The sequence below is a fragment of the Leptotrichia sp. SK-5 genome (assembly GCF_055387215.1).
Genome location: NZ_AP028931.1, coordinates 1839186 through 1850373, shown reverse-complemented (window position 1 = coordinate 1850373; position 11188 = coordinate 1839186). Strand labels below are relative to the sequence as shown.

At 28.9% G+C, this 11188-nt stretch carries 12 protein-coding genes and 1 other RNA gene; 8 read left to right on the top strand and 5 right to left on the bottom strand.

Features of this window, described 5'->3' with window-relative positions:
• The first annotated feature begins 126 nt into the window (after positions 1-126).
• The 8 genes from ACZ5B9_RS09350 to fabD all read left to right on the top strand — a co-directional run bounded on the left by ACZ5B9_RS09350 (position 127) and on the right by fabD (position 7252).
• Positions 127-1047 carry a DDE-type integrase/transposase/recombinase gene (locus tag ACZ5B9_RS09350; protein WP_464422173.1) on the top strand — a complete coding sequence of 307 codons (921 nt, stop codon included), beginning with the start codon at positions 127-129 and terminating at the stop codon, positions 1045-1047.
• Between the two features lie 136 nt (positions 1048-1183).
• Positions 1184-1448: signal recognition particle sRNA large type (ffs, locus tag ACZ5B9_RS09345), an RNA gene on the top strand.
• A gap of 106 nt (positions 1449-1554) precedes the next feature.
• Positions 1555-2802, top strand: a complete 1248-nt coding sequence (locus tag ACZ5B9_RS09340) for a GNAT family N-acetyltransferase (RefSeq protein WP_464422357.1) — start codon at positions 1555-1557, stop codon at positions 2800-2802.
• A gap of 63 nt (positions 2803-2865) precedes the next feature.
• Entirely contained in the window at positions 2866-4164 is a 1299-nt protein-coding gene (locus ACZ5B9_RS09335; RefSeq protein ID WP_464422356.1) for a TIGR00341 family protein, read from the top strand.
• A 221-nt stretch (positions 4165-4385) separates the two neighbouring features.
• Complete coding sequence (gene rpmF / locus ACZ5B9_RS09330) at positions 4386-4577, top strand: 50S ribosomal protein L32 (RefSeq protein WP_006803402.1); 192 nt, start codon at positions 4386-4388, stop codon at positions 4575-4577.
• A 296-nt stretch (positions 4578-4873) separates the two neighbouring features.
• On the top strand, positions 4874-5851 hold the full coding sequence (locus ACZ5B9_RS09325; protein ID WP_464422355.1) for a beta-ketoacyl-ACP synthase III: 978 nt from the start codon (positions 4874-4876) through the stop codon (positions 5849-5851).
• 49 nt (positions 5852-5900) lie between these two features.
• The gene (locus ACZ5B9_RS09320) at positions 5901-6266 is read left to right on the top strand and encodes a hypothetical protein (protein WP_464422354.1); all 366 of its coding nucleotides are present in this window, start codon (positions 5901-5903) and stop codon (positions 6264-6266) included.
• An 89-nt stretch (positions 6267-6355) separates the two neighbouring features.
• Positions 6356-7252 (top strand): ACP S-malonyltransferase, encoded by an 897-nt coding sequence (fabD, locus tag ACZ5B9_RS09315; protein ID WP_464422353.1) that lies wholly within the window; start codon positions 6356-6358, stop codon positions 7250-7252.
• Positions 7253-7472: 220 nt separating this feature from the next.
• Here the strand turns inward: fabD and ACZ5B9_RS09310 are convergent, their stop codons facing one another.
• The 5 genes from ACZ5B9_RS09310 to ACZ5B9_RS09290 form a co-directional block, all read right to left on the bottom strand.
• Positions 7473-7760 carry a ubiquinol-cytochrome C reductase gene (locus tag ACZ5B9_RS09310; protein WP_464422352.1) on the bottom strand — a complete coding sequence of 96 codons (288 nt, stop codon included), beginning with the start codon at positions 7758-7760 and terminating at the stop codon, positions 7473-7475.
• 55 nt (positions 7761-7815) lie between these two features.
• On the bottom strand, positions 7816-8931 hold the full coding sequence (locus tag ACZ5B9_RS09305) for a hypothetical protein (protein WP_464422351.1): 1116 nt from the start codon (positions 8929-8931) through the stop codon (positions 7816-7818).
• 75 nt (positions 8932-9006) lie between these two features.
• Positions 9007-9432, bottom strand: a complete 426-nt coding sequence (locus ACZ5B9_RS09300) for a hypothetical protein (protein WP_464422350.1) — start codon at positions 9430-9432, stop codon at positions 9007-9009.
• A 58-nt stretch (positions 9433-9490) separates the two neighbouring features.
• Positions 9491-10267, bottom strand: a complete 777-nt coding sequence (locus ACZ5B9_RS09295) for a hypothetical protein (RefSeq protein ID WP_464422349.1) — start codon at positions 10265-10267, stop codon at positions 9491-9493.
• 137 nt (positions 10268-10404) lie between these two features.
• Positions 10405-11172: a hypothetical protein gene (locus ACZ5B9_RS09290; RefSeq protein WP_464422348.1), complete on the bottom strand. Its 768-nt coding sequence runs from the start codon at positions 11170-11172 to the stop codon at positions 10405-10407.
• Positions 11173-11188 lie beyond the last annotated feature (16 nt).

The window sequence follows — 11188 nt, the reverse complement described above, 5'->3', positions numbered from 1 at the left end:
AGTGCTTATGAAAAAAGAAGTTTTATTGTTGTGAGATAATACATATGTGACAAGAATATACAAAAAAAGAAAGGTTTCTGATATAATGTAAGCCAACCAAAACCACATTAAGGAGAAACCTTTCATATGAGTAGTATATCAGAAATATACCGTGTTCGTCAACGGGCAATTGAGTATGCAATAAAACATAATAATAATTCAAAGGCAGCAGTGAAATATAAAACATCACGTCAGCAGATAAAACGTTGGAGAGACAGATACGACGGCACAGTCCAGTCTCTTCTGCCAAAAAGCAGAAGACCTGAAAGCCACCCAAACCAGCACACGCAGGAAGAAATAGAACTGGTTATGAAAAAATACAGGAAATTTGGCTATGAAGGGCTGGCAGAAGTTTATGTCAAAGCGAGAAAGGAAGGCTACAGCCGTACATACGATTCAATGTGCAGGATAATAAGGAAAATGAAGGGCAATGCCAAAGAAAACATTAAAAAGCCGCATAAAAGAAAAAAGAAGGCTGAACAGGCGAAGTACCCTGGGGAAAGAGTACAGATAGACATAAAATATGTTCCGGAAGAATGCATACAGTTTGGCACACGTGACCAGAAGTATTATCAAATAACGGCATTAGATGAATATACAAGAAAAAGAGTGTTAAGGATAGCAGATGAAAAAAGCACCTATCAGACCGCAAAGTTTCTAGAGAACTTGGAAAGGGAGCTGGGATTTGACATAAAGAAAGTTCAGACAGACAATGGGAAAGAGTTCACAAATTCTGAAAGTGATAAGAAAACGCTGTTTGAGGTGAAACTGGAGGAGAAGGGGATAGAGTACGTGACAACCCGTCCATATTCGCCATGGGAGAATGGAAAAGTGGAAAGAAGCCACAGGCTTGACAGCAAGTACTATGGGGACAAGAAATTTAAAAGCAAGGAAGAACTGTTAAGGGCAATAAGGAAATACAATACAAGATACAACAACATATCAAGAAAAGTACTGGGCTTTAAGAGTCCAAATGAAGTATTAAAAGAGTACAAGGAAAATCAGTAGGTTAAAGATACATTAGGAAAGAAATATTTTTTTTAATATATTTTTGTAACAAATGTTTGACATCTATACAAGTGCTTATGAAAAAAGAAGTTTTATAACATTGACAATATTTAAGAAAAATGATATACTAATTTAGTCATACTAGCCGGGGAGTTAGCGGTGCCCTGTATCTACAACCCGCTTTAGTAGAGGTGATGTCAAATTTAAGGGAAGTTCTAGTATCAACGTCTTATTTCAAAAGTGTTGAGAAAATAGTCCTGTATTGTAGAGAGTTAGCGAAATGTGTCAGGTCGGGAACGAAGCAGCACTAAGTTAGTTTCTCTAGGTTTACAGGGTAGCTGTTTTTGAGCTTTTGGATTAAGAAACGGATGGTAGAATGTTTTCGAGAATTTGATGTATGACTTTTTATTTAATTAATTATAGTGTATTATCTTAAAATTGAAATTCCTTTTTTAAAAATTAAATTTTTTTAGTTTAGTTTCTTTTACTACGAATGGAGGTTTCACGATGAAAGTAGTTGAATGGGATAGAAAGGAGAATATAAGTAAAATTTTAATAGATTTATTGGAGATAGATCCGAAATTTTCTTTTGATAAAGAGAAGGATGATATATTTTTTTTATATAATAATGGAGAGTTGTGTGGATATGTAATTCTTATTTTAAACAATATTGCCCAATTGAAAAAAATATTTATTTTACCAAGATTAAGAAATAATGGATATGGAACATTTTTTTTAAAATATATAATTAATTGGATTACAAATAAAAATTTTGATTCACTAATCATAACTAATCATAAAAAAATGAACAATTTCCTTGAAAAACAGCGATTTATAAAAACAGAGGACGGATATATATTAAATAATCTGAGAGAAACTAAAAGACAGAAAAAAAACATGCTATCTATTTCCAAGTTTGCAATTTGTGTAAATATTGTTTTGGCTCTATTAAAAATTATGGCTGGGAAAATTTTTTACAGCATGTCGCTACTTTCTGACGGATTAAATTCACTTTCGGATTTGATTACAAATGTGCTGGTTATCGTGGGACTAAAGGTTGGAAGTAATCCTGAAGATAAGGAACATCCATTTGGGCATGGAAAGATAGAATCGGTTTTTAGTGTGATAATAGGGACGTTTATAATGATAACGGCTTTTGAGCTGATAAAAGATAATTTTTCAAAATTAACTTCTTTTGGTAATGAAAATAATGTGAATATTACACTTATTCCAATAGTTATAACTGTTTTGGCAATATTGATAAAAATTTTTCAATTGACTTTTATGAAGAAAAAGGCAAAGAAATATAATAATGCCTTGATAAATTCCTTACTTGCAGATTACAATACTGATATTGTTATTTCCAGTTCTGTTTTATTTGGGTTGCTTTTATCAAGGATTCATCCTATATTTGATACGATTGTAGGATTTATTGTGTCAATTTATATTATAAAGAGCGGTTATGAACTGATAAAGGAAAATTCTTTGATATTACTGGATTCACAAGATGATGCCCTGATTGAAAAAATTCGTTCAGAAATATTACAATTTGAAGAAATTGAAAATGCGCACGATTTTCGCATGACTACTTCTGGAAAAGACATTTATATGTTTGTGGATGTACGAATGGATAAAAATAAGACGATTGAAGAAGCACATGATATTACAAATAAAATTTCAAAAAAAATTAAACACAAATATAAAAATATAAAAAGACTTTTGATTCATATTGAGCCTGTTTATGAAGATGATTAAATTTTTTGAAATAGAAATTAAATAAGTTACTAATTTATAAAAATATAAAGGAGATATAGTAAAATGATAGAAAAAATAAAACATGAGAAATACAAGATTTTAAAAAGAAATATTATTGAAGATTCTGATTTTACGAAGGAAACAATGTTTATTCTGATTTGTGCAATGATTATAGCGTCAATAGGATTAAATACAAACTCTGTTGCAGTAATTATTGGAGCAATGTTGATTTCGCCACTAATGTCGCCAATTCAGTCGCTAGGATTGGGATTATCAAATGGAAATTTAAAAAGAGTTTATGTATCACTTTTTAGATTGGGAATTTTTATATTAATAAGTGTAGTAAGTTCCACTTTTTATTTTTTAGTAAGCCCTATAAATGATGCAACACCACAGATACTAGCAAGAACTTATCCTACTTTATGGGATGTTTTAATCGCAATTTTTGGTGGAACTGCAGGAGTAATTGCAAAAACTGAAGAAGATGGTGGAAATGTAGTTCCTGGAGTAGCTATTGCAACAGCATTAATGCCTCCTTTGTGTGTAGTAGGATTTGGGATTGCTCATGGGAATCTGAAAATTTTTCTTGGAGCAGGATATTTGTTTATAATAAATGTATTTTTTATAATGATAGCAACATTAGTTGGCTTGATAGTTTATTCTGGAAATATTTTTGAAGCAGGACATAAAATTTCAATAAAAAAACAAATAATATTTTATATAGTAAGTTTAATCATAATTATTCCAAGTATATATACAGCAACAACTTTAGTTCAAGATACAGCGAGAGAAAATTCATTAAAAAAATTTATTTCAAGGGAATTAAAAACTCATTATGTTTTTGATAATTCTATTAATAAAAAAGATAAAACTGTTACTTTAAAAATTGTAGGAGATGCCTTTAAAAAACAGGATATTGAGAAATTAGAAAAAAAACTGGAAAAATATAAATTGAAAAACTATAAATTAAAAATACAGCAGTTATCCAATGAAAAGTATTTAACAGCACAGGACTTATCAAAATATCTGAACGAAGAAAAAATAAAAGAAAATGCTGAAGATGTTTCATTACCGATTGAAAATAAAAATCAAGAAATTTTGGAAAATGATTTAAAAACTGTTGAAAATATTTTATATAAAAATTTTTCAAATAATATTAGTGAAGTTAAAATTGGGAAATTGATAGATGCAAATAATAATGAGAACTTTGTTGTTTTAGTTGTTGGGAATGAAACAATGACAGATGAAATTTCTGAAAAAATAAAAAATCTTGAATTTGATACTGAGAAAAAATATCAAATTATTATTGAAAAAAATAAGCAAGAAAAAGTTAATACATTATCTGAAGAGAATCAAAAATAAATTTTTGAAAAATTAAAGTAACAGAAATTCAATAAAAGTTAGAAAAAATAATAAGAAATCTTGTGAATAAATGGAAAAAATAGATTAAAGCCTTGACAAATAGCTTTAGATTTATTATAATAGTTTGTATAAATGTAAAAAGTTATGATTTTATATAATTGTTTTTACAATGTTAAGTTAAAATATTAATGATATAAAAATTAGAAAGGAGTCGATAAATAATGGCAGTACCTAAGAAAAGAACCTCTAAAGCAAAAAGAAATATGAGAAGATCACATGATTCTATCAAAGCTCCAAATATTGTTGTAGAAGCTGATGGATCGGTAAGAAGACCGCACAGATTAAACTTGGAAACAGGAGTTTACAGAGGTAGACAAGTATTATCGAATAATGAAGCAACTGAAGCTGAGTAGTTTGTTGAAGCAGGATTTATGTCTTGCTTTTTTTTTGGCTTTATTATTTATTAATTTAAATGTTTTTAGTTGTATTTTTAAAAATTTTATGATAGACTTTAGTAGAATGATTTTAAACTGGAATTGGTATAAAATTATAGTAAAAAAACTTTAAAACTGAACTCAAAAGTTATTACTATTTACTCAAATACTGAATTTATATAATTTTTAATAGCTTAATGTTAAGCGAGTTCGAGTATATAAGGAAACTAAGAAATATAATAAAGTAAAAATAAAAAATAAATTTGAGGTGAAATATGAAAGTTGGAATTTTAGGAACAGGATCTTATGTACCTGAAAAGATAATGACAAATGATGATTTGGCAAAAATTGTGGATACAAATGATGAATGGATAACAGTTAGAACTGGTATCAAGGAAAGAAGAATTGTAGATGAAAATGAAGGAACATCCGATTTGGCATTTAGAGCAGCACAAAGAGCAATTGAAGATGCTGGAATAGATAAAAATGAGATTGATTTGGTTATTGTTGCGACTATGACTCCTGATTATGGAACTCCATCGACTGCAGCACTTGTTCAGGATAAATTGGGAATAAATGCCGCGGCATTTGACTTGAGTGCAGCTTGTACTGGGTTTGTTTACGCTTACTCTGCTGGACATAGTTTTGTTAAAGCTGGAATTTATAAGAAAGTATTGGTTATCGGGGCAGAAGCAATGTCAAGAGTAGTTGACTGGACTGACAGGGGAACTTGCATTTTATTTGGAGATGGTGCAGGAGCTGTTGTACTTGGAGAAGTCGAAAATGGAGGATATTTAGCAAACCATCTTGTAGCTGACGGTTCTGGAGCATGTGAATTATTAGTGCCTGCAGGAGGTACTAAAGAGCCTGTATCTAAAGAAAAAATTGATAATAAGGATATTTATCTGAAAATGAATGGAAGAGAAATCTTTAAATTTGCAGTAAGAGTGTTCCCAGAAACTGTAGAAGATGTACTGGCACAGGCTGGAATAACTGCTGATGATGTTGATTTATTTATTCCACATCAGGCAAATATCAGAATTATTGAGTCAATTGCAAAAAGATTTAAGCAGCCGCTTGATAAATTTTTTGTAAATTTGGATAAATATGGAAATACTTCAGCTGGATCAATTCCGATAGCGCTTGATGAGGCGATAAAGGGAGGAAAACTTAAAAAAGGCGATAAGTTTGTTGCTACTGGATTTGGCGGGGGACTGACTTATGGTTCAATTTTAGTGGAATTATCAAAATAATTGGAAAAATAAAAAAATTAAAATATAAAATTAATTAGGAGGAAAAGTTATGAATTCAAAAATCTTTTGGGGACTGGTAATCGTGGTTTTAAGCTTATTTAAATTCATACCTGAGGATATTATGAAGTATATTGTGAATTATCAGGTAGTAATGATTCTTGTAGGTATTTATTTCTTAGTTAAAAAGAAAAAACATGGATGGATTTTTCTTGGAGTAGGAGCATATTTGTATGTTACTCATTATTTATGGGAAAATTTACCGTTATTTTTAGTTCCGCTTATTTTAGGAATAGTTGTTTTCGGACTTGGTATAAAGGAAAATTCTGATAAAAAGCAATTAACTAAATTTAGCAGTAAAGATATTAAAGAATCAAAAGATGAAGAAATAGTGGATGCTGAAGAAATAAAAAAATAATTATATTTATATTTTTTATTGAAATTAAAAATTATGATTATTTGACCAATTAAAAATAATTAAAAGATATGAGAATAAAAGGAGAATTTATGTCAAAAATTGCTTTTGTATTTCCAGGACAGGGTACACAGTATACTGGAATGGGGAAAAAATTATATGATGAAGTAAATGATGAAAACAAAAAATTAATTGATGAGATTTTTAAAAATAATGAAGATGTGAAAAAAGTTATTTTTGAAGGAACTGATGAGGAGTTGAAAAATACAAAATATGCACAGCCTGCAATTGCACTATTTTCAGTTGTTTTAACAAAATTATTGAAAGAAAAAGGTATAAATGCTGATTTTGTGGCTGGACACAGTTTGGGAGAGTACAGTTCCTTATATGCGGCTGGAGTTTTAAGTGAAACTGATACGCTAAAATTGATTTCAAAAAGAGGGGAAATAATGAGCAATGCTAATATTGACGGTGGAATGGCTGCAATATTAGGGCTTAGTGCAGAAGATGTAGAAAACATATGTGGTGAAATTGATGGAATTGTGGAAGCAGTAAATTATAATGAGCCAAAACAGACTGTTATCGCTGGGGAAAAAGAAGTAATTGAAAAAAATCTTGAACTATTTAAGGAAAAAGGAGCAAGAAGAGCATTGCCTCTAGCAGTCTCAGGACCTTTCCATTCATCATTAATGAAACCTGTTGCAGAAATTTTGAAAAAAGAGTTTGAAAACTACGCTTGGAATAATCCAGCAACTCCGATTATTGCAAATACCACAGCAAATATTTTAAATTCTGCTGATGAAATTCAAAATGAACTGTATAATCAGACATTTGGACCAGTAAAATGGGTAGACACAATAAATAAACTGTCTGAAAATGGGGTTACAAAAATTTATGAAATTGGACCAGGAAAAGTATTGGCAGGATTAATTAAGAAAATTAATAAAGAAATTGAAGTTATTAATATTGAAAATGTTGAAAATCTGTAATTTCAAATTTATGTAAGACTGACTTAGAAAATTTTGTCTAAGTTTAGTTTTATTATAATAATTTTTTAATAAAAAACAACAAATGAATATAAAGTAAACTTCGAGAAAAAAATAAAAGATTATTTCATAGAAAAGCAGCTTTATCAATTTAAGGCTGCTTTACTATAAATATAAAAAATACTATTGAAAATGTTTAAAAAATTCTACTCTTTTAAATCAATCATTGAATATAATCAAAAGTTTCCAAAGTTAAATTTCTATTTCCATTTCCATAAAAATATACTTTAAATATTGTTCCTTTTGAAAATTTGTAATAAGTCTGGTCAACAAGTCCTGTAAAATTAAATGTTTTTCCTGACTGAAGACTGACACAGTTTGCGAACCTTTTGCCATCTTTTGCTATACCTCTTGAAGTTACACGACATTTTTCTACCGTTCTTAAAGTTTTTTGTGCTGCAAAATTGTAAACACTTCCTAATATTAAAAATGCAAAAATAATTTTTTTCATAATAAATCAGCTCCTATCATTGTAATTTTTAGTTATTTGTGAAAATTTATAAATTCTACCATATTACTCCCAGCCTTTTTGCAAGTTGTACATAATTTGCAGGAGGCATCCAGTATTTAATAATTTTTTTGTTTTTATTGAATACATCCAGTGCTTTTTCTTTTTCGCCTTTTTTCAGATAAACATCTATCATAATTCTGAACAGTTCATTCATCGGATGATTTCTGCTACTTTCATAAACAAATTCCGGATATTTTTTTGTATCGACATTTTTATATGCTTCAATTCCTTTTTGTGCATAATTCAATATCTCTGAATATTTATCAGGATAATTATGATAAATAAAATCTGTCATAATGAGATATCCTTTTGGATAATCAGGGAAATTTTCTATTAATTTTTGCGATATTCTTTTAAAGTTAATGTTATCAGGATTTTTTACCGGCGAGTAAAGCATTAGAAGCAGTTTATAATCATCAATTTTTGCTGTTTTATTTCTTATTTTTTCCTCTTTTTCACTGATTAAAAGTTTTGTATCATCATCATTTCCCGGCGTTCTTACAATTTCTCCTATGGTTTTATCCATTCCTTTTATTTTATAGCTGTCAAGTGAAAGAATATTTATAAACTCTATATTCTCATCATAAGGAATTTTCCATTTTTTAAGCGGATAGAAGTACTCAAATTTTACAATCATTTCTTTTTCGATATATTTTGTGTCATTTTTCTTTAATTCATTTTTCAAAAAAGAAGAGATTTCCTGTTCTATTATTTCTAGCTGTGTAGATCTGCTTTTTCCTCTTACCAACGAATTAAAGTCTTTGTTTTTATAAAATTTAGACATTGTATAGTTTAAATCGGGATATTTTAATGAAACATTTACATAAGCCAGTTTTATATCCCTTCCGTTTCCATTTTTCTGCTTCGTTAGTTCAATTTTATTTATTTTATAAGTAAGATATTTATAACTTTCTTGTGAAGTACGCCAGATATTAAACCACATTAAATGATATTCACTAACTTTTTTTGTATCTTCATTTTTTGCTGCATTGATATAATCTTCAAAAGCCGATGCTACTGCCTTTTTATCATCATTTTCAGAACTCTCGCTAATTCCACAGCTTGTTATAAACATCATTGCCAGTAAAATAAATGATATAAATCTTTTCATGATTCCTCCTGATTTTTCTAATAATAAGTTTTCTTACTTGTACTAAAAAATACTATATTTCAATCAAAAAGTAAACTATTTTTTTATATTTTCTGGAGTAGATGCCACATCTTTGGAAAATGTCATTGAAATTCCTGTATCCTGATTATACTGCACTTTTCCATTTTTTACAATAATTTCATCTGATTCCTTGCCATTTCCTACAAGAATGTATCTTCCGTTGCCCTTACTTTGCATATCATAGGTTCCTGCCTTTGTTATACAGTTCCCATTAACTACATTGTTAAGGCTTATATAGGCAATATTTCCTTTGATTTCAAAATATGAATTTTCAAAACATTCCTGACCTGCCACCTTTACAGTCTGCCCTTTTGTAGTCAGCGTTTCCACATTATATTTTCCTGAAATACTGCTTTGGGAAACTTTCCCCTTTGCTTCACATCCCATACTAATTAAAATCATTCCTGCCATCATAGCTAGATTTGTTTTTTTATTTTTCATTTTTTCACCTCTGTCTGTATTTAACTATTCAAAATTCCATCAGCTATTTCTTATCCTATTAAAATAAATGTATATGTGCTTTGCTTCCATATAACAAAACGAATGTGATAATCGGCATAAAAGGTATAAAAAGAAGCATACTCTGCATTATCTTCATTTTAAAAAGCCTAAATTTTACTTTTGGAATCTGCTTTTTCTGAATTATGTCTATCATGTTGTCCACAATTTCTGAAATTCTGTTATTTTCTATCATTATATCTGTTTGCAAAGATCCTTTTAAGTTTTTCTCAGGCACAAAACAGATTTCCTTTTTTCCGTCAAGAAGATAAATGTGAGATTTAAGTCTGATTATTCGAGTGCCAAATAGGGGAAATAATTCAGTTCCCCAGTTATAGCCCTTTATATCCAGCAGTCTTCCATTTAAATAAAAATCTTCATTTATTATCTCAAGCGTATTTTTTGTTTTTTCTTTTGGATAATAATATTTGTTCCCGTATGTTATACTTATTACAACACAGCTAAGTAAAAGCAGTATTCCAATTTTTATTCCAGAAAACATTAATATTTCTGTTATGGTAAAGCAGATAATATTTAGAAGAACTGCTTTTTTCAGATTTTCAGGCACTTCATAAAATACCGTTCCTGTTTCTGTTCTTTCACGGTAAACTGTATCAGCTGCTAAAATTCCAAGTTTTATTTTCTCTTTAGCTTCATCTTCATGCTTTTGAATAATCTTACGTAAATTTTTTTTGATTTTTCTATTTTTCATATCAAAAATAATTATTATACTCAAAACTGCAAAATATATTAATGCAAAAACTAAACTATATAGCATTTTAAACTCCCTGAATTAATAAGATATTCCTTGCAATGTTATATGAATTCTGTCAGCATCCACTTTTAAAATTGTTTTCAGTACCTGTTTTTATAAAGATAATATTGTTATACACCATATATGCTACCATTATTTTACTAAAATAAATACATATATGCTTTGCTTTTATACAAAAAAACAAGTATCACAATTGATATAAAAAGTAAAAAAAGAAGTATGCTCTGCATTTTTTTCATTTTAAAAAGTTTGAATTTTACTTTTGGAATCTGTCTTTTCTGGATTACATCAATAATATCATCTATAATTTTAGAAATTCTGTCATCTTCTATTATTATATCTACTTGAGATCTTTTTAACTGTCTTTCAGGTACAAAACAGATTTCCTTTTTGCCATCAAGAAGATAAATATGGGATTTAAGTCTGATTATTCGAGAGCCAAACAGGGGAAACAATTCAGTTCCCCAGTTATAGCCCTTTATATCCAATAATTTTCCATTTAAGTAAAAGTCTTCATTTATTATTTTAAGTGTATTTTTTGTTTTTTCTTTTAAATAATAATATTTATATCCGTGTATCATACTTATTACAGCACAGACTATTAAAAGCAATATTCCAATTTTTATTCCCAAAAATATTAATATTAGCATTATGGCAAAGCAAATAAGATTTAGAACAACTGCTTTTTTCAAATCCTTGGGCACTTCATAAAATACTCTTCCTGTTTCTGTTCTTTCACGGTAAAGTGTATCAGCTGATAAAATTCCAAGTTTTATTTTCTCTTTAACCTCATCTTCCTGTTTTTGATTAATTTTACGAAGATTTTTTCTGTTTTTTATTTGTTTCACACCAAAAAAGATTAATATAACAGCAACTAAAAAATACACTAATGCAATAATTAAATTCATTTCAGTCCCCTCCGTA

Coding starts and splice junctions, on each gene's coding strand:
- ACZ5B9_RS09350 (WP_464422173.1), top strand. CDS start 127: ATGAGTAGTATATCAGAAATATACCGTGTTCGTCAACGGGCAATTGAG.
- ACZ5B9_RS09340 (WP_464422357.1), top strand. CDS start 1,555: ATGAAAGTAGTTGAATGGGATAGAAAGGAGAATATAAGTAAAATTTTA.
- ACZ5B9_RS09335 (WP_464422356.1), top strand. CDS start 2,866: ATGATAGAAAAAATAAAACATGAGAAATACAAGATTTTAAAAAGAAAT.
- rpmF (WP_006803402.1), top strand. CDS start 4,386: ATGGCAGTACCTAAGAAAAGAACCTCTAAAGCAAAAAGAAATATGAGA.
- ACZ5B9_RS09325 (WP_464422355.1), top strand. CDS start 4,874: ATGAAAGTTGGAATTTTAGGAACAGGATCTTATGTACCTGAAAAGATA.
- ACZ5B9_RS09320 (WP_464422354.1), top strand. CDS start 5,901: ATGAATTCAAAAATCTTTTGGGGACTGGTAATCGTGGTTTTAAGCTTA.
- fabD (WP_464422353.1), top strand. CDS start 6,356: ATGTCAAAAATTGCTTTTGTATTTCCAGGACAGGGTACACAGTATACT.
- ACZ5B9_RS09310 (WP_464422352.1), bottom strand. CDS start 7,760: ATGAAAAAAATTATTTTTGCATTTTTAATATTAGGAAGTGTTTACAAT.
- ACZ5B9_RS09305 (WP_464422351.1), bottom strand. CDS start 8,931: ATGAAAAGATTTATATCATTTATTTTACTGGCAATGATGTTTATAACA.
- ACZ5B9_RS09300 (WP_464422350.1), bottom strand. CDS start 9,432: ATGAAAAATAAAAAAACAAATCTAGCTATGATGGCAGGAATGATTTTA.
- ACZ5B9_RS09295 (WP_464422349.1), bottom strand. CDS start 10,267: ATGCTATATAGTTTAGTTTTTGCATTAATATATTTTGCAGTTTTGAGT.
- ACZ5B9_RS09290 (WP_464422348.1), bottom strand. CDS start 11,172: ATGAATTTAATTATTGCATTAGTGTATTTTTTAGTTGCTGTTATATTA.